General features: G+C 66.7%; 26 protein-coding genes and 1 tRNA gene. 11 read left to right on the plus strand and 16 right to left on the minus strand.

Features of this window, described 5'->3' with window-relative positions:
* Nucleotides 1-13: 13 nt before the first annotated feature.
* Nucleotides 14-1003 (minus strand): tRNA dihydrouridine synthase DusB, encoded by a 990-nt coding sequence (gene dusB / locus BLQ70_RS18225; protein ID WP_280140823.1) that lies wholly within the window; start codon nt 1001-1003, stop codon nt 14-16.
* Nucleotides 1004-1150: 147 nt separating this feature from the next.
* On the opposite strand from dusB, the gene BLQ70_RS18230 reads away from it, so the two are divergent.
* Entirely contained in the window at nt 1151-2386 is a 1236-nt protein-coding gene (locus BLQ70_RS18230) for a bifunctional 2-C-methyl-D-erythritol 4-phosphate cytidylyltransferase/2-C-methyl-D-erythritol 2,4-cyclodiphosphate synthase (protein ID WP_091859472.1), read from the plus strand.
* A gap of 2 nt (nt 2387-2388) precedes the next feature.
* Nucleotides 2389-2886 carry a CinA family protein gene (locus BLQ70_RS18235; protein ID WP_091859475.1) on the plus strand — a complete coding sequence of 166 codons (498 nt, stop codon included), beginning with the start codon at nt 2389-2391 and terminating at the stop codon, nt 2884-2886.
* 4 nt (nt 2887-2890) lie between these two features.
* Here the strand turns inward: BLQ70_RS18235 and BLQ70_RS18240 are convergent, their stop codons facing one another.
* The 9 genes from BLQ70_RS18240 to BLQ70_RS18280 all read right to left on the minus strand — a co-directional run bounded on the left by BLQ70_RS18240 (nt 2891) and on the right by BLQ70_RS18280 (nt 11192).
* Nucleotides 2891-3364, minus strand: coding sequence for a type II toxin-antitoxin system RatA family toxin (locus tag BLQ70_RS18240; RefSeq protein ID WP_091859478.1), 474 nt, complete (start codon nt 3362-3364; stop codon nt 2891-2893).
* A gap of 15 nt (nt 3365-3379) precedes the next feature.
* Nucleotides 3380-4393 carry a lipoyl synthase gene (lipA, locus tag BLQ70_RS18245; RefSeq protein WP_091859481.1) on the minus strand — a complete coding sequence of 338 codons (1014 nt, stop codon included), beginning with the start codon at nt 4391-4393 and terminating at the stop codon, nt 3380-3382.
* Nucleotides 4394-4494: 101 nt separating this feature from the next.
* Complete coding sequence (locus tag BLQ70_RS18250) at nt 4495-4773, minus strand: GlsB/YeaQ/YmgE family stress response membrane protein (protein WP_061967823.1); 279 nt, start codon at nt 4771-4773, stop codon at nt 4495-4497.
* Between the two features lie 82 nt (nt 4774-4855).
* On the minus strand, nt 4856-5194 hold the full coding sequence (locus BLQ70_RS18255) for a GlsB/YeaQ/YmgE family stress response membrane protein (protein WP_091859484.1): 339 nt from the start codon (nt 5192-5194) through the stop codon (nt 4856-4858).
* 158 nt (nt 5195-5352) lie between these two features.
* Nucleotides 5353-6792 carry a dihydrolipoyl dehydrogenase gene (lpdA, locus tag BLQ70_RS18260; RefSeq protein ID WP_091859487.1) on the minus strand — a complete coding sequence of 480 codons (1440 nt, stop codon included), beginning with the start codon at nt 6790-6792 and terminating at the stop codon, nt 5353-5355.
* A gap of 18 nt (nt 6793-6810) precedes the next feature.
* Nucleotides 6811-8157 (minus strand): pyruvate dehydrogenase complex dihydrolipoamide acetyltransferase, encoded by a 1347-nt coding sequence (locus BLQ70_RS18265; protein ID WP_091859491.1) that lies wholly within the window; start codon nt 8155-8157, stop codon nt 6811-6813.
* 13 nt (nt 8158-8170) lie between these two features.
* Nucleotides 8171-9583, minus strand: coding sequence for a pyruvate dehydrogenase complex E1 component subunit beta (locus BLQ70_RS18270; RefSeq protein WP_091859494.1), 1413 nt, complete (start codon nt 9581-9583; stop codon nt 8171-8173).
* Nucleotides 9584-9641: 58 nt separating this feature from the next.
* Nucleotides 9642-10739, minus strand: a complete 1098-nt coding sequence (gene pdhA / locus BLQ70_RS18275; RefSeq protein WP_061967814.1) for a pyruvate dehydrogenase (acetyl-transferring) E1 component subunit alpha — start codon at nt 10737-10739, stop codon at nt 9642-9644.
* 174 nt (nt 10740-10913) lie between these two features.
* A complete protein-coding gene (locus BLQ70_RS18280; protein ID WP_244492834.1) occupies nt 10914-11192 on the minus strand; it encodes an FtsB family cell division protein in 279 nt (92 codons plus the stop codon).
* Between the two features lie 173 nt (nt 11193-11365).
* Between BLQ70_RS18280 and BLQ70_RS18285 the strand changes: the two genes are divergently transcribed.
* Nucleotides 11366-11440: transfer RNA gene (locus tag BLQ70_RS18285), tRNA-Lys, on the plus strand.
* 53 nt (nt 11441-11493) lie between these two features.
* Here BLQ70_RS18285 and BLQ70_RS18290 read toward each other — a convergent pair.
* Entirely contained in the window at nt 11494-11772 is a 279-nt protein-coding gene (locus tag BLQ70_RS18290; protein ID WP_091859497.1) for a hypothetical protein, read from the minus strand.
* 241 nt (nt 11773-12013) lie between these two features.
* Here BLQ70_RS18290 and BLQ70_RS25685 point away from each other — a divergent pair, with 241 nt between their 5' ends.
* Nucleotides 12014-12181, plus strand: a complete 168-nt coding sequence (locus tag BLQ70_RS25685) for a hypothetical protein (protein WP_156407096.1) — start codon at nt 12014-12016, stop codon at nt 12179-12181.
* Between the two features lie 20 nt (nt 12182-12201).
* On the opposite strand, the gene BLQ70_RS18300 is transcribed toward BLQ70_RS25685, so the two are convergent.
* Nucleotides 12202-12405, minus strand: a complete 204-nt coding sequence (locus tag BLQ70_RS18300) for a hypothetical protein (protein ID WP_091859500.1) — start codon at nt 12403-12405, stop codon at nt 12202-12204.
* Between the two features lie 272 nt (nt 12406-12677).
* Here BLQ70_RS18300 and BLQ70_RS18305 point away from each other — a divergent pair, with 272 nt between their 5' ends.
* The gene (locus BLQ70_RS18305; RefSeq protein ID WP_061967806.1) at nt 12678-13226 is read left to right on the plus strand and encodes a PRC-barrel domain-containing protein; all 549 of its coding nucleotides are present in this window, start codon (nt 12678-12680) and stop codon (nt 13224-13226) included.
* A 79-nt stretch (nt 13227-13305) separates the two neighbouring features.
* Here the strand turns inward: BLQ70_RS18305 and BLQ70_RS18310 are convergent, their stop codons facing one another.
* Nucleotides 13306-14835 carry an NAD(P)H-hydrate dehydratase gene (locus BLQ70_RS18310; protein ID WP_244512076.1) on the minus strand — a complete coding sequence of 510 codons (1530 nt, stop codon included), beginning with the start codon at nt 14833-14835 and terminating at the stop codon, nt 13306-13308.
* Nucleotides 14836-15113: 278 nt separating this feature from the next.
* Between BLQ70_RS18310 and BLQ70_RS18315 the strand changes: the two genes are divergently transcribed.
* From BLQ70_RS18315 to BLQ70_RS18325, 3 genes are all read left to right on the plus strand, one after another.
* Nucleotides 15114-15452, plus strand: a complete 339-nt coding sequence (locus BLQ70_RS18315; protein ID WP_061967805.1) for a P-II family nitrogen regulator — start codon at nt 15114-15116, stop codon at nt 15450-15452.
* 96 nt (nt 15453-15548) lie between these two features.
* Nucleotides 15549-16958, plus strand: a complete 1410-nt coding sequence (gene glnA, locus BLQ70_RS18320; RefSeq protein WP_061967803.1) for a type I glutamate--ammonia ligase — start codon at nt 15549-15551, stop codon at nt 16956-16958.
* Between the two features lie 172 nt (nt 16959-17130).
* On the plus strand, nt 17131-18234 hold the full coding sequence (locus BLQ70_RS18325; protein WP_091859502.1) for a glycosyltransferase family 4 protein: 1104 nt from the start codon (nt 17131-17133) through the stop codon (nt 18232-18234).
* Nucleotides 18235-18243: 9 nt separating this feature from the next.
* On the opposite strand, the gene BLQ70_RS18330 is transcribed toward BLQ70_RS18325, so the two are convergent.
* Together BLQ70_RS18330 and BLQ70_RS18335 are read right to left on the minus strand one after the other, a co-directional pair.
* Nucleotides 18244-19635 carry a hypothetical protein gene (locus BLQ70_RS18330; protein ID WP_091859505.1) on the minus strand — a complete coding sequence of 464 codons (1392 nt, stop codon included), beginning with the start codon at nt 19633-19635 and terminating at the stop codon, nt 18244-18246.
* A gap of 165 nt (nt 19636-19800) precedes the next feature.
* Nucleotides 19801-19998, minus strand: coding sequence for a hypothetical protein (locus BLQ70_RS18335; RefSeq protein WP_139163581.1), 198 nt, complete (start codon nt 19996-19998; stop codon nt 19801-19803).
* Between the two features lie 282 nt (nt 19999-20280).
* On the opposite strand from BLQ70_RS18335, the gene parE reads away from it, so the two are divergent.
* From parE to BLQ70_RS18350, 3 genes are all read left to right on the plus strand, one after another.
* On the plus strand, nt 20281-22362 hold the full coding sequence (gene parE / locus BLQ70_RS18340; protein WP_091859509.1) for a DNA topoisomerase IV subunit B: 2082 nt from the start codon (nt 20281-20283) through the stop codon (nt 22360-22362).
* A gap of 156 nt (nt 22363-22518) precedes the next feature.
* Nucleotides 22519-23460, plus strand: coding sequence for a LysR family transcriptional regulator (locus BLQ70_RS18345; protein ID WP_091859512.1), 942 nt, complete (start codon nt 22519-22521; stop codon nt 23458-23460).
* 101 nt (nt 23461-23561) lie between these two features.
* Complete coding sequence (locus tag BLQ70_RS18350) at nt 23562-23813, plus strand: hypothetical protein (RefSeq protein WP_061967792.1); 252 nt, start codon at nt 23562-23564, stop codon at nt 23811-23813.
* 59 nt (nt 23814-23872) lie between these two features.
* Here BLQ70_RS18350 and BLQ70_RS18355 read toward each other — a convergent pair whose 3' ends face one another.
* On the minus strand, nt 23873-24568 hold the full coding sequence (locus tag BLQ70_RS18355) for an alpha/beta fold hydrolase (protein ID WP_091859514.1): 696 nt from the start codon (nt 24566-24568) through the stop codon (nt 23873-23875).
* Nucleotides 24569-24667: the final 99 nt, after the last annotated feature.

Raw genomic sequence — 24667 nt, forward strand, 5'->3', positions numbered from 1 at the left:
TCATCCCCTCGGCTCAAGCGGCTTCACGATCGCGGTCGGTCGAGAACAGGCCCGTCAGCGCCGCCAGGACCTGCTTGGGCTGATCCGAGGTCAGAAGGCTGCGGCGCAGCTCGGCATCGGGCCGGCAGCCCTCGGCCACAGCCTCGTCCGCATAGGCGGCGAGATGCTTGCGGGCGTGGCGCACACCATGGGCGATGCCGATCAAGGCCAGCAGGCCTTCGTAATGCTCGCAGGCCAGCGCCAGCTTCTCCGCCAGCGTCGGTGCCCGAAACGCGCGCCCGCCGAGCGCCGCGCCGATCTCGCCGACCAGCCAGGGCCGGCCAAGCGCAGCGCGCCCGACCATGACGAAATCGGCGCCCGACTGCGCGAGGCAGTCCCGCGCATCCGCGACGTCATGGATGTCGCCATTGGCCACCAGGGGGAAATCCCCGGCAGCGCGCACCGCCGCGATGGCCTGCCAATCCGCCGTGCCCTTGTAGAATTGCTGGCGCGTCCGGCCGTGGACCGTGATCATCCGCGCACCCGCCGCAACCGCGCGACGGGCAAGCTCCGGAGCGTTGCGGGAGGCGTCGTCCCAGCCCAGCCGCATCTTGACCGTCACCGGCACGCTGGTGGCGGCAACCGCAGACTCGACCAGCGCAACGGCATGATCGAGATCGCGCATCAGCGCAGAACCGGCCCAGCCGCCCGTCACCTTCTTGGCCGGGCAGCCCATATTGATGTCGACGATATCGGCGCCATTGGCCTCGGCCAGCCGCGCCGCTTCCCCCATCCAGTAAGGATCGCAGCCGGCGAGCTGGACGACATGCGGCGACACGCCCACGCCCTCCGCGCGGATGCGCGCTTCCTCGCTGCCGCGCACGAATTCGTCGGAGGCCACCATCTCGGATACGACGATTCCGGCATGGCTGCGGGCTGCGAGCCGGCGCATGACGATATCGGTCACGCCGGACATCGGCGCCAGGAAGGCGCGGGACGCGATCGGGATACCTGCGATGTCCAAAGGGGCAGCCTGCTTTTAAGGCATTTCTCTGGATGCATATTTATTGGACAATGCTGCGGGAGCGCAAGCGCTTAGAGAGAAATGCTGCATTGCAACAGCGTCGCACCCCCTGCCCCATCGCAGCAGAATTGGTTATGCCATGCGGCCATGACCCGCTTGCAGCCAGAATCCAGCACCGTGCTCCGTCACTCCGATGCGCCCCAGCCCGTCGCTGCCCTGCTCGTCGCAGCTGGCCGCGGCCTGCGGGCCGGCGATGGCGAGCCGAAGCAATATCGCCTCGTCGAGGGGCGTCCCGTTCTCGCCCATGCGCTGACGCCCTTTCTGGCGGAGCCTTCGATCGCGCGCATCGCCGTCGTGATCGGCGAGGGCGACGAGGCGCGCTACACCAATGCCATGGCCGGCATCGACAGCTCCCGGCTTGCGGCCCCGACGCTCGGCGGCGCGACGCGCCAGGCTTCGGTGCGGCGCGGCCTGCTTGCGCTTGCCCGCGAGGGCTTCGACGGCATCGTGCTCGTCCATGACGCGGCCCGGCCCTTCGTCTCCCGCGCCCAGATCAGCGCCGCGATCCACCGGCTCGGCGCCGGCGCCATCGCCGCGATCCCCGCCTTGCCCGTTACCGACACCGTGAAGCGCACCAGCGCCGACGGCCATGTCGCCGAAACCCCGCCGCGCGACCAGCTCGTCACCGTCCAGACGCCACAGGCCTTCCGCTTCAAACCGCTGCTCGACGCCCATGAAGCAGCCGAGGCGGCGCTGCTGCACGGCTTCACCGACGATGCCGCGCTGATGGAATGGGCCGGCCATCCGGTCGCGACCTTCCAGGGCGACCCGGCCAATGTGAAGCTGACGCATGCCGCGGATTTCCTGCGGGCCGCGGCGCACCCCGGCAGGACCCTCGTGACGCGGGTCGGCACCGGTTACGATGTCCATGCCTTCGGTCCCGGCGACCATGTCTGGCTTGGCGGCGTCCGGATCGGGCATGATCAGGGCGTCATCGCCCATTCCGATGGCGACGTCGCGCTCCACGCCTTGACCGATGCCCTGCTCGGCGCGCTCGCCGACGGCGATATCGGCACGCATTTCCCGCCGAGCGATCCGCAATGGCGCGGCGCGGCATCGGCCCAGTTCCTCGCCTTTGCAGCCACGCGGGTCCGCGAGCGCGGCGGGCGGATCGACTTCCTCGACCTGACCGTCGTCTGCGAGGCCCCGAAGATCGGCCCGCATCGCGAAGCCATCCGCGCCGAGATCGCGGCGATCGTCGGCCTCCCCCTCGGCAAGGTCGCGATCAAGGCAACGACTTCGGAACGTATGGGCTTCACCGGGCGACGCGAAGGCCTCGTCGCCCTGGCGACTGCGACGATCCGCCTGCCCGAGGAGGACTAGCCATGTTCGATCTCGATATCCGCTCGCTCGCGGCCGAACTGCTGAACATGAGCATGGAGCGTGGCTTCACCGTCGCCACGGTCGAATCCTGCACCGGCGGTCTCGTCTGCGGTGCGCTGACCGCCATCGCCGGCTCGTCCTCGATGGTCCAGGGTGGCCTGATCACCTACGCCAACGAGGCCAAGGCCGCGCTCGCGGGCGTGCCGATCCTCCTGATCGAGCAGCACGGCGCCGTGAGCGAACCCGTGGCGCGCGCCATGGCGGAGGGCGGGCGCACGCGCCTCGACGCCACGTTCGCGGTCTCGATCACCGGCGTCGCCGGCCCCGGTGGCGGCAGCGCCGAGAAGCCGGTCGGACTGGTCCATTTCGCCTGCGCCGGATCTTCCAGCACGCGCCATCGCGAGCGGCACTTCGGCGAGCAGTCGCGCGACGAAATCCGTCGACTCAGCGTGTTGGAAGCGCTCGACCTGCTGCGCGAGACGGTGCTGACCGGGCCGTGACCGCTCAGGCGCCCAGCACGGGCGCCGCGCCGCGGCCATAGACCAGATCGGCGCGCTTCTCGAAGGCTTCGGCAAACTTGCGGAAGGCCTTGTCGAACATCGCGCCCATCAGCAGGCCGAGCATCCGGCTGGCGAACTCGTAGGAGATGAAGAACCCGACCTCGCAGCCCGCCTCATGCGGCTTGAAGGTCCAGCGGTTCTCGAGATAGCGGAACGGCCCGTCGACATATTCGACGAGGATCTTGAGATTGGCCGGATCGAGCGTGACGCGGCTGGTGAAGGTCTCGCGGATCGCCTTGTAGCCGACGCTCATATCGGCCAGCAGCACTTCGCCGCCGCCCTCGCGCGGCGTGCGCCGCCGCACGGTCAGCCCCTCGCAGAGCGGCAGGAACTGCGGATATTTCTCGACATCGGCGACGAGCGCGAACATCTGCTCGGGCGAGTGCCTCACCCGGCGGGTGCTGTTGAACATCGGCATCGAGGGCGCGCCTTCTCAGCCGCGGCTGTTATGGCCGATACCGATCTGGGCATCGCGCGCTGCACGCAGCTTGGCGAAATCCTCGCCCGCGTGATGCGAGGAACGGGTCAGCGGCGTCGAGGACACCATCAGGAAGCCCTTGGCATAGGCGATCGTCTCGAAGCTCTTGAACTCGTCGGGGGTGACAAAGCGGATCACGGCATGGTGCTTGCGCGAAGGCGCGAGGTACTGGCCGATCGTCATGAAATCGACCTCGGCCGAACGCAGGTCGTCCATCAACTGGAGCACCTCATTCCGCTCCTCGCCCAAGCCGACCATGATGCCGGACTTGGTGAAGATGGTCGGGTCGAGCTCCTTCACCCGCTGCAGCAGGCGCAGCGAATGGAAATAGCGGGCGCCCGGCCGCACCTTCAGGTATTTGCCCGGCACGGTTTCGAGATTGTGGTTGAACACGTCGGGCTTGGCCGCCACGACCACTTCGAGCGCGCCGGGCTTGCGCAGGAAGTCCGGCGTCAGGATCTCGATGGTGGTGCCGGGCGAAGCCTTCCGGATCGCCTTGATCACCTGGGCGAAATGCTCGGCACCGCCGTCCTTGAGGTCGTCGCGGTCGACCGAGGTGATGACGACATGCTCGAGCCCGAGCTTGGCGACGGCATCAGCGACCTTGCGCGGCTCTTCGAGATCGAGTGGCAGGGGCACGCCGGTCTTCACGTTGCAGAAGGCGCAGGCCCGCGTGCAGGTGTCGCCCATGATCATGAAGGTGGCGTGCTTCTTCTCCCAGCACTCGCCGATATTCGGGCAGCCGGCCTCCTCGCAGACCGTGACCAGCTTCTCGGCCTTCACGATCGCCTTGGTCTCGGCCCATTTCGGCGAGCCCGGTGCCTTGACGCGAATCCAGTCCGGCTTGCGCAGCACCGGGTTCTCCGGCCGCTTCTGCTTCTCGGGGTGGCGGATTTCCGTGGCTTGCGCCTTCGGATTGCCGGCATTGGGCCGCGGATCGCGGTTCAGCAGGTCGAGAACAAGCGCCATAACAGGGTCCGGGCTTCAACAGCAGGAGCCGGCCAAAGCCGGCTCCCTCTAGCTAATCCCCAAAGCGCTCTGCCGCAACTGCCGGCCCCGGCAACAGAGCTTCACCTGCGACCGCGGGCCGCGTTCCAGATCACGATGACGATGATCGCGCCGGCGACCGCCGCGACCAGCGTCCGCCAGAAGCCGAAGACCGGAATCTCCAGGAGCTCCGCGACCTTGGCGCCGACAAAGGAGCCGGCGACGCCGACAAGCATATTGGTGAAGAGGCCGTGATCGGACGAGGTCAGGCGCTCGGCGATCCAGCCGGCAAGCAGGCCGATCAGCAGCGTCATGAAGAAGCCATAGCCCGGCTGGGCCATGGTGGCGGCAAAGCTTTCCATCGCGGATATTCCCCTAGCCATGCGCGAATGCGCGCGTACCCAACGGCGTCGGCTGCCGCCGGTTCCACGGGGTGATGGTATCTCAGGCGATGAAACGCGCCAGCAGGATAATCAGGATGGCGCCGATGACCGCCATGCCGGCATCGTCGAGGAAGCCATAGCCGGTATTCAGGCGCCAGCCGGTCAGGCGCACGATGCCCTGCCCGACCAGCATGCCGAGGACGCCGACGACCGCATGGCGGATCACGCCGCCGCCACCGACGATCAGGCTCGCGGCGAAGCCCGTGACGGTGCCGAAGGCGACGGTCGGCACGATGACGCTCCAGTCGAGCGGCAGCGTCCGGCGCGGCGGCAGGATCTCGACCTCCTCGTCGCGGACGACGCGATCGGGCTTGGCGGATTTGCGGGTGCGAGGCGGCATCGGCGCAATATGGAGCGCGGGAGGGCTGGCGCCAAGCGCTCGCTTTCATTCTCGGGCGCCACAGAGCGGCGACCCGAGAAGCTCTTGCAGGATGAGGCTCAGGCGCCCTCTCGTCACGAGATGCTCGGGTCAAGCCCGAGCATGACACGCTCTGGCAATCAGGCGTTCAGGACCTTGCCGTAAGCGTCGAGCACGCTCTCCTTCATCACCTCCGACAGGGTCGGATGCGGGAAGATGGTGTGCATCAGCTCTTCCTCGGTCGTCTCCAGGTTCATGGCGACGACGAAGCCCTGGATCAGCTCGGTCACTTCCGGGCCGACGAGATGGGCGCCGAGCAGCTTGCCGGTCTTGGCGTCGAAGATCGTCTTGGCCATGCCGCTATCCTCGCCGAGCGCCACGGCCTTGCCATTGGCGACGAAGTTGAAGCGGCCGACCTTGATCTCGTGGCCGGCGGCCTTGGCCTTCGCCTCGGTCAGGCCGACGCTGGCGATCTGCGGGTGACAATAGGTGCAGCCCGGGATCATCAGCTTGTCCATCGGATGCGGATGCAGGCCCTTGATCGCCTCGACGCAGATCACCGCCTCGTGCTCGGCCTTGTGGGCCAGCATCGGCGGGCCGGCGACGTCGCCGATCGCATAGACGCCCTTCACATTCGTCCGGCAGAGATCGTCGATGACGATGCAGCCGCGATCTGTCTTCACGCCGAGCGTCTCGAGACCCAGGTTCTCGATATTGCCGACGACGCCGACGGCCGAGATCATGCGGTCCGCCGTGATCGTCTGCTTGCCGCCCTTCTCATCCTCGATATGTGCGGTGACGGAGTCGGCACCCTTCTCGACCTTCGTCACTTTGGCGCCGGTCAGGATCTTCATGCCCTGCTTCTCGAAGGCCTTGCGGGCGAAAGCGCCGATCTCGGCATCCTCGACCGGCACAACCTGCGGCAGCACCTCGACCACGGTCACCTCGACGCCCATCGTCCGGTAGAACGAGGCGAATTCGATGCCGATGGCGCCGGAGCCCATCACGAGCAGCGATTTCGGCATCTTCGCCGGAACCATCGACTCGAAATAGGTCCAGATCAGCTTGCCGTCCGGCTCGAGACCAGGCAGCGCGCGCGGCCGGGCGCCGGTCGCGACGATGATATGGTCGGCGGTATAGGTGCCCTCGCCCTTGGCGTTCTTCGGCGGCGGCGTCTGCGGCTGCATGGCCGGCTTCTTGGTCGGCGCGACGGCGATCGTGCCGGACTTGGTCAACTTGGCCTCGCCCCAGATCACGTCGACCTTGTTCTTCTTCATCAGGAACTGGACGCCGTTGTTCATCCGCGTGGCGATGCCGCGCGAGCGCTTCACGATCGCCTCCAGATCCGCCTTGAACGAGCCTTCCAGCGTCAGGCCGTAATCCTTGGCGTGCTGGCCGTAATGCAGGATCTCGGCCGAGCGCAGCAGCGCCTTGGTCGGGATGCAGCCCCAGTTCGAGCAGATGCCGGCAAGATGCTCGCGCTCGACGATCGCGGTCTTGAAGCCGAGCTGAGCGGCCCGGATCGCGGCGATATAGCCGCCGGGGCCGGAGCCGATGACGATGATGTCGTAGTCAGCCATGGTTTTTCTCCCGCCGCCTCAGACCAGCATCGCCATGGGCTTTTCGATATAGCCCTTGAACGCCGCGAGAAGCTCGGCGCCGAGCGCGCCGTCGACGGCGCGGTGATCGGTCGAGAGCGTCACCGACATCACCGTCGCGACGGCCGGCTGGCCGCCCTTGACGATGACGCGCTGCTCGCCGGCGCCGACCGCCAGGATCGTCGCATGCGGCGGATTGACGATCGCCGCGAAGTCCTTGACCCCGAACATGCCGAGATTGGAGACCGCCGTCGTGCCGCCTTGGTACTCCTCGGGCTTCAGCTTGCGGGCCTTGGCACGTGCCGCCATGTCCTTCATCTCGTTGGAGATCTGCGACAGGCTCTTGTGGCAGGCATCGCGGATGATCGGCGTGATCAGGCCGCCGGGAATCGAGACGGCGACGCCGACATCGGCATGCTTGTGCTTGAGCATGGTGTTGTCGGTCCAGGATACGTTGGCATCCGGCACGGCCCTGAGCGCCAGCGCCAGCGCCTTGATCACCATGTCGTTGACCGAGAGCTTGTAGGCCGGCTTGCCGTCCTTCTCCGGCGCCGCGGCGTTGAGCTCCCCGCGCAGCTTCAGCAGCGCATCGAGCTCACAATCCACGGTGACGTAGAAATGCGGAACCGTCTGCTTGGCCTCGGTCAGGCGGCGCGCAATCGTCTTGCGCATGCCGTCATGCGGAACCTCCTCGTAGGAGCCCGGCTCGAACAGCTTCTTGACCTGCTCGTCGGACGGGCCGCTCGCGAGCGGCGCAGCCGCAGGCTTGGCGGCCGGAGCCCCGGCGGGAGCCGCAGCCGGCGCAGCCTTGGCGCCCCCGCCGGCCTTGGCAGCCTCGACATCCTTCTCGACGATGCGGCCATGCGGGCCGGAGCCCTTGATCGCATTGAGGTCGAGCCCGGCATCCTTGGCAATGCGACGGGCGAGCGGCGACGCGAAGGCACGGCTGCCGTCGGACTTCGCCGGAGCGGATGTGGCGGGAGCTTCGGCAGCCTTGGCGGGCGCAGCCGCCGGGGCTGCTTCAGCCTTCGCAGGTTCGGCCTTGGGAGCTTCCGCCTTCGGCGCGTCGCCCTTGGCGGGAGCCGACACGCTCTTGGCGTCCTCGCCCTCAGCCGCAATCACGCCGATCACCTCGTTGACCGCGACGTCGGCCGTGCCTTCCGGCACCACGATCTTGGCGAGCACGCCCTCGTCGACCGCCTCGACCTCCATCGTGGCCTTATCGGTCTCGATCTCGGCGATGATGTCGCCGGACTTGATCGTGTCGCCTTCCTTCTTCAGCCATTTGGCGAGATTGCCCTTCTCCATCGTCGGAGAGAGCGCGGGCATCAGGATGTTGGTCGGCATCGGTCAGCCCCTCTCAGCGATAGCAGACGGCCTTGGCCGCCGCGACGACCTCGCCGATGTTCGGAAGCGCGAGCTTCTCGAGATTGGCCGCATACGGCATCGGCACGTCCTTGCCGGTGACGCGGGCGACGGGAGCGTCGAGATAATCGAAGGCCGCCTCCATGATCTTCATACCGATCTCGGCGGTGACGCCGGACTGCGGGAAGCCCTCCTCGACCGCGACGCAGCGATTGGTCTTCTGCACCGAGGCGATGACGGTCTCGATATCCATCGGGCGGATCGTGCGCAGGTCGATGACCTCGGCCTCGATGCCCTCCTTGGCCAGCGCCTCGGCGGCGCCGAGCGCATAGGTCATGCCGATGCCGAAGGAGACGATCGTCACGTCCGTGCCCGGACGCACCACCTTCGCCTTGCCGATCGGGACCAGGAAATCGTCCCCCTTCGGCACGTCGAAGGACTTGCCGTACATGATCTCGTTTTCGAGGAAGATCACCGGGTTCGGATCGCGGATCGCACTCTTCAGCAGGCCCTTCGCGTCAGAAGCGCTGTAGGGCATCACGACCTTGAGACCCGGCACGTTCGAGTACCACGCCGCATAGTCATGGCTGTGCTGGGCGCCGACGCGGGCAGCCGCGCCGTTCGGGCCGCGAAACACGATCGGGCAGCCCATCTGGCCGCCGGACATGTAGAGCGTCTTGGCGGCGGAGTTGATCAGGTGGTCGATCGCCTGCATGGCGAAGTTGAAGGTCATGAACTCGACGATCGGCTTCAGGCCGGAGAGCGCCGCGCCGACGCCGATACCGGCGAAGCCGTGCTCGGTGATCGGCGTGTCAATGACGCGCTTGGCACCGAATTCCTGCAGCAGGCCCTGAGTCACCTTGTAGGCGCCCTGGTACTCGGCGACCTCCTCGCCCATGACGAAGACGTCCTTGTCGCGGCGCATCTCCTCGGCCATCGCGTCGCGCAGGGCTTCGCGGACCGTGGTGTTGACGATCTCGGCGCCGGCCGGGAATTCGGAGGAGGAATCATAGGCCTTCGCTTGAGCCGGGACGGTGTCCGGCTTACTGGCGGCGGGCACGTCCTCGCTCTTGGCCTCCGCCGGCTTGGCTTCGGCTTTCGGCTCGGCCTTGGCTTCAGGCGCAGCAGCCTTGCCACCACCGCTGGCCGCAGCCGCAACATCCTCGCCCTCGGCTGCGATGACGCCGATCGGCGTGTTCACGGCGACGTTCTCGGTGCCATCCGCGACGAGGATCTTGGCGAGCACGCCCTCGTCGACGGCTTCGACCTCCATGGTCGCCTTGTCGGTCTCGATCTCGGCGATGATGTCGCCGGACTTGACCTGATCGCCCTCTTTCTTCAGCCACTTGGCCAGTTTTCCTTCCTCCATGGTGGGGGAAAGGGCAGGCATGAGAATGTCGATCGGCATGAACGCACCCGGATTCTAAGACGCGGGGAAAAGGATGAAGGCCGGTAGCGCGGGGCGATCAGCCCCGCGGGGCTTCCAGCAGGATGTCGGTGTAGAGCTCCGACGGATCCGGCTCGGGATCGTGGGTCGCGAACTCGGCGGCATCGTTGACGATCTCGCGCACCTTGGCGTCGATCGCCTTGAGTTCGTCCTCGGCGATCTTGAAGTCGCGGATCAGCCGCGCCCGGACCTGCTCGATCGGATCGTGCTCCTCGCGCATGCGCTGGACCTCGTCCTTGGAGCGGTACTTCGCCGGGTCGGACATCGAATGCCCGCGATAGCGATAGGTCTGCATCTCCAGGATATACGGCCCCTTGCCGGAGCGGGCGTGCTCGATGGCGCGCTGACCGGCCTCGCGGACGGCACGGACGTCCATGCCGTCGACCTGCTCGCCGGGAATGTTGAAGGAGAGGCCGCGGCGGGAGAAATCGGTCTGGGCCGAGGCACGATTGACCGAGGTGCCCATGGCATAGCGGTTGTTCTCGATCACGAACACGACCGGCAGCTTCCAGAGCTCGGCCATGTTGAAGCTCTCGTAGACCTGGCCCTGGTTGGCCGCGCCGTCGCCGAAATAGGTCATCGAGACCGTGTTGTCGCCGCGATACCAGTCGGCAAAGGCAAGCCCTGTCCCGAGCGATACCTGCCCGCCGACGATGCCATGGCCGCCATAGAAATTCTTCTCGCGGCTGAACATGTGCATCGAGCCGCCCTTGCCGCGCGAATAGCCGCCGCGCCGGCCGGTCAGCTCCGCCATCACGCCGCGCGATTCCATGCCGCAGGCCAGCATATGGCCGTGGTCGCGATAGCCGGTGATGACCTGGTCGCCATCCTTGGAGGCCATCTGCATGCCGATGACGACGGCTTCCTGGCCGATATAGAGGTGGCAGAAGCCGCCGATCAGGCCCATGCCGTACATCTGGCCGGCCTTCTCCTCGAAGCGCCGGATCAGCAGCATCTCGCGATAGGCGTGGAGGTCTTCTTCCTTGGTGAAGGTCGGTGTGTTGCTGAGGCTTCCCCCGACCTTGCCAGCGCTTTCCTTGCCCGCACGGGCCTTTGCCGGCTTTGCAGCGGCTTTGGGTTGAGCGGGAGCTTTCGACTTACGCGCAGCAACAGCCATAGGCGGTCCTCCAAGATCATCCGACTATTGTTGTAGAGGATCGGAAAAACCTTGGCGAGGACGCTATCTCGCAATGCAACATGATCTAACCCATTGAAAAAAATGGGTTGATACGTTTTAACTGGAATTGAGTTAATCGATACGTCTGCGACTAAGCGGCGGAGGTATTTTGCCTCAGCGGCCCATGATGACGACGTCGTTCTTATGGGTCCGGCCGAGGATCTCGCGGGCGTTCTCTTCCAGGAGATCGCGATCGACGGCCTCGTTGCGCACCAGAGCGAGTCTCTGCTCCCAGGATTTGCGCTCGGCCGTAAGGGTGGCAAGCTCCCCCTCCATGTCGCGCAGCGACTCCCGGATCGCGCCGCGCGCCTCGAGGCCGCGCGCGCCGTGCTGGGCGTGGAACATGAAATAAGCCACGGCCGCCCCCGAGACCAGGTAGAGGGCCAATGTCACGAAGATAGACCGGAGTCCGCGGCGAATAACCATGGCAGGAACGCTAGGCCGACTTGGTTTCCGCCGGGTTAACGCGGGCATCCGGAAGTGGACGAACCCCACCGCAAAATCGTGCGATCTGCACGGAACGAGTTGACCGGCGCCAATCGGCTCCGTATTCACCGCGCCGGTGAGGGCGGGTAGCTCAGTGGTAGAGCACGTGACTTTTAATCATGTGGTCGTGGGTTCGATCCCCACCCCGCTCACCACAGCCGGATAGCTGCTGCTGCCGTGCAGCGCCGCCCCCGCAGATTCACATCTATCAGCCAAGCCGCCGGGTTACGCCGCCACCCTTGTATGGGCGCGCCGGCCGGCTCGCCGGCCCCGGCAGCAGATAGGCGCCGCCGCCCGCCCCGAGCGCCGGCCAACCCGGATCGGCATAGGCGTTGAGCTCCCAGCAGCGCAGGTGCTCGCGCTCCGCATCGGTCGTGGCATCCGAGCAGGCCGAGACCTGCGAGCGCTGCCAGAATGCGGATGCCGGCCCGCAGATCGCCGCGAGCATCGCCGCCGACAGGGCGGCCGGAATCAGAAACCTACGCATCGCCTGCCCTTCCGGCGCCTTGCATCGAACTCGGGAACGCTCATGATGCCGGCTACGGCCTTGCCGAAGGCTTAAGCGGAAAAGGCATCCGGACATGACCCGCTGCCGATGAGCAGCAGCCATGCGGCTGCAACGAGCGGAACCGGCTTGACCGGCCCGCGTTCGGATCGGCATCGGCAGACGTTCGATCGTCATGGAAGCGTGGCATCGCCCCCGCTTCGCTGCCCAGGAGAACACGCCCGTGAAGCTGCCCATCGTGATCCACACCGAAGAAGACTACGACCGTGCCCAGCAGCGGGTGGAAGAGCTGAACGCGATGCCTGACGGTGCGGAAAAGGAGCGGGAGCTGCACGCCCTCGCGGAGGCCATGCTGGCCTTCGAACTCCGCCGTGACGACGCCGACGACTGACGGGCACACATTCCCCAGGTTCAGGAATCGTTGCTCGCATTGAGTTCCTCCGGGCGCAGCCCCTCGTCCGGCGGCGTCGAGCGCTCCGGGCTGGCCGCCCAGGCGACAAGGATTTCCGCGATCACATCGGCACGCGAGCGGCCTTGCCGGTGAAGCTCGACATGTCGATCGAGCGCCGCAAGCGTGCGCTCGTCGACGGAAAGCGTGACAGGGAGTGTCGGCATCGGAACACCTCGCGCGGCCGAGGTTGGAACAGCGTCGCGGCTGCGGCGTTTCCAACAATGCGGCATTGGACCACGGCTTCGTCCGGCAAGCAATCGCCCGGCATAATCAAGCAAATGCCGCCGGACCGACAGGTCGATGCACCTGCGTGACTTTCTGTGCGGGCTCATTCGGCCGAGGTCTTAAATTCCTTCGCCGCCGATCCGAACAAAACCGCCGCTCGATTGTTCTCATTATGAGCCGCTCTACTGGCGGAAGCATTTTGGAGGAAGATATGATCAGGCATCATCATTTCATGCTGTCGACAGTTGGTGTCGCGATGCTCGCTACAGCCGCCATGGCCCAAACCAGCGCGCCGACGCCGCCGTCTTCAGCGCCCGCCGCGCCGACGGCCGCGCAGACGAGCGCCAGCACCCCGGCCCCGACCAATCTGGCCGGCCAGGGCAAGTGGCGCACGAGCAAACTGATCGGCGTCGACGTGTACGGCCCTGACGACAAGAAGGTGGGTGACGTCACCGAGGTGATCGTCGACAAGACCGGCAAGATCGAGATGGTCACGATCGGCGTCGGCGGCTTCCTCGGTATCGGTTCGAAGGATGTCGCGGTCCCCTTCGACCAGGTGACCTGGAGCGACCAGCCGATGGCCGCGGCAGCCCCTGCTCCCGCTCCGTCCGGCAGCGCCGGCAGCACGGGCGGCGGCATGGCCTCTCCGCCGGCCGCGGCAGCCCCGAAGGCGCCGGCGATGTATCCGGATCACGGCAAGATCACGATGACCAAGGACCAGCTCAAGGCAGCTCCGAGCGTGACCTATTCCGGCACCTGACGGAGCAACGGCCTGAATCTGGCCGGTTAGCTCGAAAGGCCCGCCTCGCGAAAGCGAGGCGGGCCTTGTCCTGCCTGCATCAGGCCGTGGCGGTATCCCGCAGCAGCGGCGGTATGGCCTCTGGCAGATCGTCCGCAATCAGCCCCATTCCAAGCTTCTCCCCGGCACGTCCATGGAGCCAGACGGCTGCGCAACTGGCTTCGAAGGCGGGCATGCCCTGCGCCAGCAGGCCGGCGACCAGCCCGGCCAGCACGTCGCCGGACCCCGCTGTCGCCAGCGCAACCGATCCCGTGACATTGATCGCGCCGCGCCCATCCGGCGCGGCGACGACCGTATCGGCTCCCTTGTAGACGATGACAGCTCCGGACAACGCCGCGGCCTTCCGCGCCCGTTCGAGCTTCGAGGGCTCGGCGGTAATGGCGGGCTCTTCGCCGAACAGGCGCTGGAACTCGCCCTCATGCGGCGTCAACACGGTCCCGCCGCCGCGCCCGCCCAGAAGGCGCACGCCACCGTCGGGGAGTCCTGCAAGCGCGGTCAGGGCATCGGCATCGAGCACCGCCGGCCTCTCATCCGCGATCACGGCCCGCAGCAGATCGTCCGCGCGCGGGTTGAGCCCCAGCGCCGGACCAGCCAGGACAGCGGAAACCCGGCGATCCCGGAGGAAGGCCTCCAGTGCTCCACGATCGGCGACGGCCCGCTGCATCAAGGCGTCCGGCCCGCGCGCCGCATGAACCGGCAAGGCCTCGGGCTCGCAGAGCAGGGTCGCGAGCCCGGCACCGACCCGCAGCGCCGCACGCGCGCTCAGCCTCGGCGCCCCGACGCCGGCAATCCCGCCGGCCAGGACAGCGACCGCACCACGCCGGAACTTGTGTGTATCGGCCTGGTGTTCCGGCCAGGCATGGCGCCAAAGCAGGGGGTCGTTGCGGAAGGCCATGACCCCGACCGCTTCGAGCGCAGGCTGAGCCGGAATGCCGATATCGGCGACCGTCACGGGGCCGCAAAGCGACCGCCCCGGCTGCAGCAGATGGCCTGGCTTCAGCCGGAAGAAGGTGATGGTTTCGCTCGCCTTGACGGCAATGCCTTCCACCTGGCCGGTATCCCCCGATACGCCGCTCGGCATGTCGACGGCAATGACGGGGCGTCCCGCGCCGTTGAGACATGCCACCGCTTCGGCAAATGCCCCGGTCAGCGGGCGCGTCAGCCCGGCCCCGAACAGCGCATCGACGAAGACATCGCCCGGCCTATCGACAAGCGCGTTCAGCGACTCGATCGGTCCGGCCCAGCGCTCCAGCGCGATCACGGCATCGCCGATGAAACCATCCGTGGAACCCGGCAGCACCACGCGAACCCTGAGTCCGCCTTCGCGCAGAAGCCGCGCCGCGACGAAGCCGTCGCCGCCATTGTTGCCCGGCCCGCAGAACAGCGTGACGGCTCCTCCCGCCCCTGCCCGCCTGAGAGCGGCCTCCGCCACCGCACGACCCGCCCGCTCCATGAGCGCGATGCCGGGCGTGCCTGCCGCGATGGCCACGCGATCGGCGGCTGCCATCTGCTGCGTGGTCAGCAAGGCGAGCTCCGCCCTGTCCTTCATGTCGGCGCGTCTGTCGTCCATGCCGCATCTTCAGGCGCCGTCCGGCAGGCCGCAAGCTGCGGCGGAATGCCGCTTATGATCAACCGATATGCACTTGCCCATTTTTTATGCTGTTTATTGCCTTTTTGCCGGGCGCGTTGGCGGGCGCTGCCGCATGGCGGGGCGTCGGCGCCAATGCTATGAGCAGAGGCAAGGCTGCAGGCGTCCAGGGCTGCGGGGTTCGTTCCCGCGCCGGAAGGCTCCGCCAGCTACAGTCCGGCTCGGCCGGATCTCGAGACGCAAGGGAGGCCGGTCGGCGCATGAAGAAGATCGAAGCGATCATCAAGCCCTTCAAGCTGGACGAAGTGAAGGAGGCGCTCCAGGAGGTCGGGCTGCAGGGCATCACGGTCCTGGAAGCCAAGGGCTTCGGCCGCCAGAAGGGCCATACCGAACTCTATCGTGGCGCCGAGTACGTCGTCGACTTCCTGCCGAAGGTGAAGATCGAGATCGTTCTCGCCGACGAGATGCTGGATCGCGCCATCGAGGCGATCACGAAGGCCGCCCAGACCGGCCGGATCGGAGATGGCAAGATTTTTGTATCGAGCATCGAGGGGGTGATCCGCATCCGCACCGGCGAGACCGGCGCAGACGCGATCTGAGGTCGTCTCCCCATCATCGGATAACGAGCCGCAGGCCGGATGGAGCCGGTTGCGGCAGCGTGAATGTGAACATGGCTGGCAAGAGGAATTGCTGAAATGAAAAGCGCCAAGGATGTCCTCAAGGCGATCAAGGACAACGACGTCAAATACGTCGACTTCCGCTTCACCGATCCACGCGGCAAGTGGCAGCACTGGACCTTCGACGTCAGCATCATCGACGAGGACATCTTCGCCGAGGGCACGATGTTCGACGGCTCCTCGATCGCCGGCTGGAAGGCGATCAACGAGTCCGACATGCTGCTGATGCCGGATCCGACCACGGCCGTGATGGATCCGTTCTTCGCGGCTCCGACCATGGTCATCAACTGCGACGTGCTCGAGCCCGCCACCGGCGAACCCTATAGCCGCGATCCGCGCGGTATCGCCAAGAAGGCCGAGGCTTATCTCAAGTCGACCGGCATCGGCGACACCGTCTATGTCGGCCCCGAGGCCGAGTTCTTCATCTTCGACGACGTCAAGATCGCCGCCGACCCGTACAACACGGGCTTCAAGCTCGACGCCGCCGAGCTGCCGACCAACGGCATGACCGATTACGAAGGCGGCAATCTCGGCCACCGCATCGCCACCAAGGGCGGCTACTTCCCGGTCCCGCCGCAGGACATGGCGCAGGACATGCGCGGCGAGATGCTCGCGGCCATGGCCTCGATGGGCGTCGCCGTCGAGAAGCACCACCACGAGGTCGCCTCGGCCCAGCATGAGCTCGGCATGAAGTTCGACACGCTGGTGAAGACCGCCGACCAGCTGCAGACCTACAAGTACTGCATCCACAACGTCGCCCAGAGCTACGGCAAGACCGCGACCTTCATGCCGAAGCCGGTCTATGGCGACAACGGCTCGGGCATGCATGTCCACCAGTCGATCTGGAAGAACGGCAAGCCGCTCTTCGCCGGCAACAAGTATGCCGACCTGTCGCAGGAGTGCCTCTGGTACATCGGCGGCATCATCAAGCATGCCAAGGCGCTGAACGCCTTCACCAACCCCTCGACCAACTCCTACAAGCGCCTCGTCCCGGGCTATGAGGCTCCGGTGCTGCTCGCTTATTCGGCGCGCAACCGCTCGGCCTCGTGCCGTATTCCGTGGACGACCTCGCCGAAGGCCAAGCGCGTCGAGGTCCGCTTCCCCGATCCGATGGCGAACCCCTATCTCGCCTTCTCGGCCCTGATGATGGCCGGCCTCGACGGCATCGTGAACAAGATCGATCCCGGCCCGGCGATGGACAAGGACCTTTACGACCTGCCGCCCCGCGAGCTGAAGAAGATCCCGACCGTCTGCGGCTCGCTGCGCGAAGCGCTGGAATCGCTGAAGAAGGACAACGCCTTCCTCAAGGCCGGCGGCGTCTTCACCGACGACTTCATCGAGAGCTATATCGAGCTCAAGATGCAGGATGTGGCGCGTTTCGAGATGACGCCGCACCCGGTCGAGTTCGCGATGTACTACTCGTACTGAGGGATTTTCGGCCGGCTGCGCAGGCACCGGCCGAGACCGCAGAACATGGAAGGCCGGGGCGGCAACGCCTCGGCCTTTTCGTTGGGCGCGGGCGTCGCGAAGCCGGGTAACCTCGCCTTCACGCGTGATCGGGCAGGTTCGGCGGAGAATTGCTGGATGGCGGTGCTCAGGCTTGCAGACGATCTCGATCAACGGGCGCTTTCTCGGCCAGCCGCTGACCGGCGTGCAGCGCTTTGCGCTCGAACTGACCAGGGCGCTCGACCGGCGGATCGGCGCAGGCGCGCTTCCCGAAAAGCTCAAGGATGCGCGCTGGCGCCTCCTCGCGCCGGAAGACGTCCCCCAGACCGATGAATTCCGGCATATCGCGCTCGAACGCTTCGGGCCGTTCTCAGGCCACCTCTGGGAGCAGACCGCGCTCGCGCGCCGGGCGGCGGGCGACATCCTCGTCGGCTTCGGCGGCAGCGGCCCCCTGCTCCACCGCCGGCAGCTCGTCGTCATCCACGACGTCACCATCTTCCGTCACCCGGAAGCCTTCAGCAGGGCGTACCGCGTCACCCACAAGGCCCTCGGCTTCGGGCTGACGCGAACGGCGCGCATCGCGACGGTCTCCCGCTTCTCGCGCGGCGAGCTCGGCACGATCTTTCATGTCCGCCCGGACAACATTCCGGTGATCTACAACGCCACCGACCATTTCTCCGGGCTGGTTCCGGATGAAACCGTCCTGCCGCGCCTCGGACTCGAGGGCACGAACTTCTTCTTTATGCTCGGTACGCTGAAGCCCAACAAGAACATCGATTTCGCCATCCGCGCCTTCGATGCCCTCGGCGATCGCGGCTGGAAGCTCGTCATCGCGGGCGCTCTCGACCGGAGCGGCGTCTTCAAGGCCGATGCGCCGGCGAGCGCCGACAACCTGATCTTCACCGGGCGGCTGACCGATGCCGAGATCGTCGCGCTCGAACGCCGGGCCCGCGGCTTCGTCTTTCCAAGCCTTTACGAGGGTTTCGGCATCCCGCCGCTCGAAGCGATGACGCAGGACTGCCCGGTCCTGGCTGCGGATATTCCGGCAGTCCGCGAAGCCTGCGGCGAGGCGGCGCTCTATTTCGATCCGCGCGATCGCGCCAGCCTCGAAGACGCGATGCGCCAGATCATGGACGCCGGCGGCGATACCTCCGGGCTGGTCGAGAAGGGCCATGCCAACCTCGCGCGCTTCTCCTGGGACAAGAGCGCCGAGACCCTGTTGTCGACCCTTTCGGACATGGCTGCGCCGCGGCGCTAACCACGCGCATCACGAGATATCCGGTGAAGCACCCGGGCGCCGGAGCAGCGCGGCGACGGTCGCAGCCGTCGGCGGAATGCACAGCAGTATGACCGCCAGCGACACCGGCAGCGATGTCTGCGGCGTGCCGGCATTGGCGAACCCGGCGATGGCGAATGCGGCGAGCGCGCTGCCCAGCGTGAGCCCGGGCCAGCGGAACGGCATCGACAGGAAGAGCGGTGTCCCCACGATCATGGCCACGGCTGCCCCCGCGGCACCGCTGTAAAGCAATCCGGTCAGCGAGCCGCCGGACAAGGCCCAGCCGGCGAGCGAACTCAGGTTGAGCAGGATGGCGTCGGTCACGGCCAGCCCGATGATCGGCCTCAGGCGCTGCGTCAGATGCGCGGGCGTCGGCAGCAGGTTCTGGACCCAGGCCCGCAGCAGCGCGAGGATCGTCACGGCCGGCGCGGCGAGGAGGAAGGTCTCGCGCAGTTCGGCCTTCACCAGCCAGGTCGCGGCCGGCGCCAGCAGGCACAGGATCACTGCCGCCGTTACCAGCGAGCAGTTCGCAAGCTGTGCGTAGTAGCCGCCGAGGCGCTCCCGGAAGGCCGGCGAACCCGGCTCGCGGTCATAGCTTGCGACCAGTTCGGGATAGCGGATCGCATGGAGCGCCGAGACGACCAGAATGAAGGGCCGCTGCAGCAGGTCGAGCGCCAGCAGCGCGCCGGCCGCGCCCTGACTGCCGATCACCGCCGTGATCAGCGCCTTGAGCCCGAGCGGCGCCAGAAGGCTGGCCACGGAGGCTCCGGCCGAAACGCCGCCATAGGCGAGGTACTTCTTCAGCAGATGACGCTGCGGCCGATGGAGCCCTCGCGCCAGCGGGCCCCCGGCAAGCCGCGCCAGCACGACATAGGCGAGGCTTCCGGCCAGCATGCCGGCCACCGCGCCTGAAAGCGTCGGGGCAAGCATGGCTCCGCCGACCGTGCCGATCGCCAGGAGTGACGCCCGGGCAGCCTGCAGGATCGAGAACAGCCGAAAATCCTGCCGGAAGCGCAGCATCGTCAGATGCAGCTCCGAACCGCCCTGGAACACCGCAAAAAAGGCTCCGCCGACGGCAATCCCCGGAGCAACCGCGCCCGACGCGAGAACGCCTGCTCCCGCGAGCAGGCAAAGAGCAGCGCAAACGGCGAAAGCGTACGCGATGACCGAGCGCTGCGCCGTCTCGTCGGGGCCGGGATAGAACCGGCTGCAGGAGAACCGGATCCACTCGAAGACGGCAATGCTGGCGAACTGGCTGATCGTGACGAAGAGCGAATAATGCGTGAAATCCCGCGCCGGCAGGATACGCGAGACCAGCAGCAGCAGCACGAGCGCCAGCACAGCCTGATAGATATAGGCTCCGAGAGCGGCGATCTGGCCCACCGGCGCGACGCTCCGCTCAGGCCGCACGAACAGGCGCGGCAGATAGCAACGCGCCGCTATCGGCCAATCCGCTATCCGTGACGATGACGCGAAACATCCCATTGCCCTCCGGCCACAGGCCTAGGGCATAAAGGTTGATATTTCCGCGCGGCCCGAGGGCGGCTTTCAGGAGAAATGCAGAACCGCAAGCCCGGCCGAAGCGGCGATCGCCGCAAGCCACCAGACCCAGCGCGAGGCATGCGGATCGCTCGCCGCCAGGGGCGTGCCGATGACATCTTCATGACCGAAGGATTCGCCGGCGAGGCGTGCAGCACGCTGCAAACCCGCGATACCCGCAACCGGCACTGACTGACGCGAAGCCACGGCCTTCTCCCCCCCTGTAGACCGATCATAGCGCATTGCGGAAATCCGCATAGGCCTGAACGTGCTGACCATCCTCGGCACGGATGGTTAACGTGGCCTGAACGGCTCGGTTCCGCCCCGCTCTTGCCCAAGCCAGCGACAGGGATGTGACAGGCATGCGATCGCCGGAGACGAGGCGGTTTCGATCCGGGGATGAGGCGTCTATAAGCTGCCCCTGACAGGGCATGACGGACCGCAATGCGCTAGAGTTCGAAGGCGCGAATCAGGAAGCATTTGGTGGCAATGGCGGATAACGGCGATCTTTTCGGTGCGGAGCCGGAGCGGCCCGACGCGGCGAGCCCGAGGCCGGAAGCCCGCTCGCCCGCCGCTGCTCCCAAGGCGCCGCAGCCGCCCGCATCCCCTGCCCGCAACGGCACCCTTTCGGAGACCGGCTACGACGCCTCCGCCATCGAGGTCCTCGAAGGGCTGGAGCCGGTGCGCCGCCGGCCGGGCATGTATATCGGCGGCACCGACGAACGCGCCCTGCATCATCTCTTCGCCGAGGTGATCGACAACGCCATGGACGAGGCGGTGGCCGGCCACGCCACCTTCATCGATGTCGAATTGTTCGAGGACGGCTCGATCGCCGTCACCGACAATGGCCGCGGCATCCCGGTCGACCCCCATCCGAAATTTCCGGGCAAGTCGGCGCTCGAAGTCATCATGACGACGCTGCATGCCGGCGGAAAGTTCGATTCCAAGGCCTATGAGACCTCGGGCGGCCTGCATGGCGTCGGCGTTTCCGTGGTCAACGCCCTGTCGGACCGGCTGGAGGTCGAGGTCGCGCGCGGCAAGACGCTGTATCGCCAGATCTTCTCGCGCGGCCTGGCGCAGGGGCCGCTGGAAACCGTCGGCGCTGTCGCCAACCGGCGCGGCACCCGCGTGCGCTTCCACCCCGACGCGCAGATCTTCGGCGAGGGCGCGGCCTTCTCGCCGGCCCGCCTGTTCAGGATGGCACGCTCCAAGGCCTATCTCTTCGGCGGCGTCGAGATCCGCTGGACCTGCGCAGCGTCGCTGCTGAAGCCCGAGGGCGACGTCGCCGCCGAAGCGGTGTTCCGCTTCCCCGGGGGCTTGCGCGACTATCTCGGCCGCGAGATCGAGGGCAAGGACCTCGTCGCTGAGCCGATCTTCTCCGGCAAGATCACCCGGGAAGGCAGCCACGGCTCGCTCGAATGGGCGGTGGCCTGGCTCGCGACCGGCGAGGACGGCTTCTCCTCCTCCTATTGCAACACGATCCCGACACCCGAAGGCGGCACGCATGAGCAGGGCCTGCGCATCGCCCTGCTGCGCGGCCTGCGCGACCATGCCGAGCGCATCGGCCAGTCCAAGCGCATGGCGCAGGTCACCTCCGACGACGTGATGGCGACCTGCGCCGCCATGCTCTCGGTCTTCATCCGCGAGCCGGAATTCCAGGGCCAGACCAAGGACAAGCTCGCGACGCAGGAAGCCCACCGCATCGTCGAGAACGCGATCCGCGACGCCTTCGACCATTGGCTCGCCGCCGCGCCCCAGCAGGCGCTGCGCCTGCTCGACTGGTCGGTCGACCGGGCCGAGGAGCGCCTGCGCCGGCGCCTCGAAAAGGAAGTCTCGCGCAAGACCGCAACGCGAAAGCTGCGCCTGCCCGGCAAGCTCGCCGATTGCTCGAATGCGGGCGCGGCCGGCTCCGAGCTCTTCATCGTCGAGGGCGACTCGGCCGGCGGCTCGGCCAAGCAGGCGCGCAATCGCTCGAACCAGGCGATCCTGCCCCTGCGCGGCAAGATCCTCAACGTCGCCAATGCCACGCGCGAGAAGCTCAATGCCAACCAGCAGCTCGCCGACCTGATCCTGGCGCTCGGCTGCGGCATCGGCACCCAGTTCCGCGAGGATGACCTGCGCTACGAGAAGGTCATCGTCATGACCGACGCCGATGTCGACGGCGCCCATATCGCTTCGCTGCTCGTCACCTTCTTCTGGCGCCAGATGCCGCGCCTGATCGAGAAGGGCCATCTCTATCTCGCCGTGCCGCCGCTCTACCGCCTCCAGCACGGCGGCAAGAGCGTCTATGCCCGCAACGACGCCCATAAGGACGAGCTGATCGAGACGGTGTTCAAGGGCAAGAAGCCGGAGATCTCGCGCTTCAAGGGGCTTGGCGAAATGATGCCGGCCCAGCTCAAGGAAACCACCATGGACCCGAGCAAGCGCATCCTGCTCAAGGTCATGGTCGATCACGAGGCCAAGGAGGAGACCTCCGACACGGTCGAGCGCCTGATGGGCAACAAGCCGGAAGCGCGCTTCGTCTTCATCCAGGAACGCGCCGCCTTTGCCGGCGAACTGATCGACCTGTGAGTTACGAGCCCTGCATCCTTGCAGGGCTGGGGCTCACGCCCGGCGGGCTGCTCGAGCAGACATTTCCCGGCAGGGTTCGCGCATGTCGAACCCTCCTCACCTCCCGGACCGCCATGATCGCCGACACCATACCTCCTGGGACTGGCCACTGACGGCATGGGCGAGCCTGCTTCCCCTCCATCTCGACGCGACGGCGATCTGGCATCCCCGGTCGGACAGGTATCCTGGGACGACATCCGGATCTTCAACGCCATCGCCGTCGGCGGGTCGATGGCCGTGGCAGCGGCGCGCCTAGGCCTGAGCGAGGCAACGGTCGCGCGCCGGCTGAAGGCCTTCGAGACCGGGCTCGGATTGCAGCTCTTCACCCGCGAGGCCAACCGGCTCGTACCGACCGCGATCGGCATTGAGCTCGCAACCGAGGCGGCCCTCGTGGAAGCCGCCGCCAGGCGCTTCGCGATCCGCGCGGACACGGCTCGCCCGCAAGCCGACGCGCCCGTCCGCATCACCGCCACCACCTCGATCAGCCTGCTCCTGACCATGAACGCAACGGCGATCTCGCAAGCCGCGGGCGGGGTCGAGATCGTCATCATCAGCACACGCAACCGGCTCGACCTGGCGCGCGGCGAAGCCGATATCGCGCTCCGCATGACCCGGGTTCCGGGCGAGCCCGGCCATTACGCACAGAAGGTCGGGCGGCTGATGCAGGCGCTCTATGTTCGCCGCGACATCGATCCCGCGACCGCGCCGATCATCTCGGTCAATCGCGAAACCTCCTCGCGGATCGACGACCACATCATGGCTTATGCCGCCGGCCGCCCGATCGCGGCGCGCGTCGGCGATTCGGCCGCGCGCTACGAAAGCGTCCGCTCCTCCGGGGCGCTGTCGATGGCGCCCTGCTTCATGGGCGATGCCGATCCGACCTTGCGCCGCCTCCAGCCGCCGCCCGAGCAGACCGGTGACGACATCTTCCTGGTTTCGCACGAGGTCTCGCGCCGCAGGCCGGGCGTCGCCGCGGTGCTGAGCGCCCTGCGCAAGCTGTTCAAGGAACAGCAGGCCCGCCTGATCGGCAGAACCGGCGAGAATGCAGGCGATCGCTAAATTCGTCTGCAATCCGGCAAGACTTGGCTAACCATCCTTTTACTGCTGAGGGCGCATGCTGCCGCAAAGCTCGTGATGTCACGGGCCGTGGAGAGTGCGCCATGCGCCTGATCGAACTGTTCTGGAAGAACAATCGCGGCACCATCGCCGCCGATATCGCCAAGGCCGGCGCGGCCATCGCCTTCCTGTCGGTCATCGCCGCGAATTTCCTGTCGAGCCAGACCGCTTCGCTCGACAAGGACCGCCTGGCCCAGGTCAGCCTCGCCGCCTCCAAGCGCGACCCGATGACCACGGGCTCGATCGCCCGGGCGGCGGGCGACACGAAGCTCGACCCCTGCGCCCTGCCCCGCTGATCAGGATCATCCTTGTCATTCCGGCTTCGCGCCTGCGGTGCGCCCCGCAATGACAAGTATCAGCCGAGCCAGCGCAACAGTTCCGCCGTCACAACCTCGGGCACTTCCAGCGTCGACAGGTGACCGCAGCCGGGCACGATCGCCAGCCGTCCGCGAGCACCGACGAGGCCGGCCATTTCCTGCGCTTCGGCAACGGGCGTGATCTCATCCTCCTGGCCCACCAGCACCAGCACCGGAATCGATAGACCTGCCAGCATCGGCCGCGAGTCCGGCCGCTTCATGATCGCCTTTTGCTGGCGCACGAAACCTTCGGCTCCGACATCGTCGGCCATCCCACGCACCAGCAGCCGCAGCGGCTCATCGGTCAGGCGCGCCGGCGCGACCAGTTTCTGCCAGAGCAGTGTCGTGACGTTGTCGAAAGCCCCCTTCTCCGCCAACCCGATCATCTGCTCACGCGGCAGGTTGGTCTCGGGCGTCGCCGGCTTGGCGCTGGTGTCGAGCAAGGCCAGCCGCGTCACGCGCTCCGGCGCCTGCCTGAGCACTTCGAACGCGACATAGCCGCCCATCGACAGCCCGCAGAGCGCGAAACGCGGCGGAGCGGCCGCGAGCAAGCGCTTGACGATGGCGGAAAGCGTGTCATCGCGGGCGTGATCGGCGACCAGGATGGGGCGTCCATCGGCAAGCGCAGGCCATTGCGGAGCATAGAGCGCGGCGTTGCAACTCAGGCCGGGAACGAGAACAAGCGGCTCCTTCATGAGGTTAAAGCAGTCCTTTCAAGGCTAGATGATTGACTTTGCCGCGTTTTCTTTGCATTCCACACGGGTCCGAAGGCGCGCAGGAACTGTCGTCGCGCC

The organism is Allobosea robiniae (assembly GCF_900102525.1).
Classification (GTDB): domain Bacteria; phylum Pseudomonadota; class Alphaproteobacteria; order Rhizobiales; family Beijerinckiaceae; genus Allobosea; species Allobosea robiniae.

Coding starts and splice junctions, on each gene's coding strand:
- BLQ70_RS18270 (WP_091859494.1), bottom strand. CDS start 9,583: ATGCCGATCGACATTCTCATGCCTGCCCTTTCCCCCACCATGGAGGAA.
- BLQ70_RS18265 (WP_091859491.1), bottom strand. CDS start 8,157: ATGCCGACCAACATCCTGATGCCCGCGCTCTCTCCGACGATGGAGAAG.
- BLQ70_RS18345 (WP_091859512.1), top strand. CDS start 22,519: ATGGGCGAGCCTGCTTCCCCTCCATCTCGACGCGACGGCGATCTGGCA.
- glnA (WP_061967803.1), top strand. CDS start 15,549: ATGAAAAGCGCCAAGGATGTCCTCAAGGCGATCAAGGACAACGACGTC.
- BLQ70_RS18305 (WP_061967806.1), top strand. CDS start 12,678: ATGATCAGGCATCATCATTTCATGCTGTCGACAGTTGGTGTCGCGATG.
- BLQ70_RS18235 (WP_091859475.1), top strand. CDS start 2,389: ATGTTCGATCTCGATATCCGCTCGCTCGCGGCCGAACTGCTGAACATG.
- BLQ70_RS18230 (WP_091859472.1), top strand. CDS start 1,151: ATGACCCGCTTGCAGCCAGAATCCAGCACCGTGCTCCGTCACTCCGAT.
- BLQ70_RS18355 (WP_091859514.1), bottom strand. CDS start 24,568: ATGAAGGAGCCGCTTGTTCTCGTTCCCGGCCTGAGTTGCAACGCCGCG.
- pdhA (WP_061967814.1), bottom strand. CDS start 10,739: ATGGCTGTTGCTGCGCGTAAGTCGAAAGCTCCCGCTCAACCCAAAGCC.
- BLQ70_RS18290 (WP_091859497.1), bottom strand. CDS start 11,772: ATGCGTAGGTTTCTGATTCCGGCCGCCCTGTCGGCGGCGATGCTCGCG.
- lpdA (WP_091859487.1), bottom strand. CDS start 6,792: ATGGCTGACTACGACATCATCGTCATCGGCTCCGGCCCCGGCGGCTAT.
- lipA (WP_091859481.1), bottom strand. CDS start 4,393: ATGGCGCTTGTTCTCGACCTGCTGAACCGCGATCCGCGGCCCAATGCC.
- parE (WP_091859509.1), top strand. CDS start 20,281: ATGGCGGATAACGGCGATCTTTTCGGTGCGGAGCCGGAGCGGCCCGAC.
- BLQ70_RS18250 (WP_061967823.1), bottom strand. CDS start 4,773: ATGGAAAGCTTTGCCGCCACCATGGCCCAGCCGGGCTATGGCTTCTTC.
- BLQ70_RS18240 (WP_091859478.1), bottom strand. CDS start 3,364: ATGCCGATGTTCAACAGCACCCGCCGGGTGAGGCACTCGCCCGAGCAG.
- BLQ70_RS18310 (WP_244512076.1), bottom strand. CDS start 14,835: ATGGACGACAGACGCGCCGACATGAAGGACAGGGCGGAGCTCGCCTTG.
- BLQ70_RS18350 (WP_061967792.1), top strand. CDS start 23,562: ATGCGCCTGATCGAACTGTTCTGGAAGAACAATCGCGGCACCATCGCC.
- BLQ70_RS18255 (WP_091859484.1), bottom strand. CDS start 5,194: ATGCCGCCTCGCACCCGCAAATCCGCCAAGCCCGATCGCGTCGTCCGC.
- BLQ70_RS18315 (WP_061967805.1), top strand. CDS start 15,114: ATGAAGAAGATCGAAGCGATCATCAAGCCCTTCAAGCTGGACGAAGTG.
- BLQ70_RS18300 (WP_091859500.1), bottom strand. CDS start 12,405: ATGCCGACACTCCCTGTCACGCTTTCCGTCGACGAGCGCACGCTTGCG.